Annotated in this window: 1 protein-coding gene; it reads left to right on the plus strand. The window is 73.3% G+C overall.

Features of this window, described 5'->3' with window-relative positions:
* Positions 1–520, plus strand: a 520-nt coding sequence (locus IO33_RS45345) for a ketoacyl-synthetase C-terminal extension domain-containing protein (RefSeq protein ID WP_037687431.1), incomplete at both ends; no start/stop codon positions are given.

Genomic DNA, 520 nt, shown 5'->3' on the forward strand with positions numbered 1-520 from the left:
ATCATCAAGATGGTGATGGCGATGCGGCACGGTGTGCTGCCGCGGACCCTGCACGTGGACGAGCCCACTCCGCACGTGGACTGGTCGGCCGGTGACGTCAGGCTGCTGACCGAGGCCATGGAGTGGCCGGAGACCGATCACCCGCGCCGGGCCGCCGTGTCGTCCTTCGGCGTCAGCGGCACCAACGCCCACGTGATCGTCGAGCAGGCGCCTGGCAGGGCGGACGAGGCCCCGGCTCCGGCCTCGGGAGCGATCGTGCCGTGGGTGCTGTCGGCGAAGAGCGATGAGGCGCTGCGGGAGCAGGCGGTCCGGCTGCTGTCCTTCCTGGACGCCGAGGGCGTCGAGGGTGCCGAGGGCGTTGAGGGCTGCGGGGTCCGGCCGGAGGACGTGGCGTTCTCGCTGGCGACCTCGCGCGCGGTGCTGGAGCGGCGTGCGGCGATCGTGGGCGGGGACCTCGCGGAGTTCCGGCAGGGGCTGGAGGCGCTTGCTTCCGGGGCCGCTTCGGTGGGCGGTGCTGTCG

The sequence above is a fragment of the Streptomyces durhamensis genome (assembly GCF_000725475.1).
In the GTDB taxonomy this organism is placed as follows: domain Bacteria; phylum Actinomycetota; class Actinomycetes; order Streptomycetales; family Streptomycetaceae; genus Streptomyces; species Streptomyces filipinensis.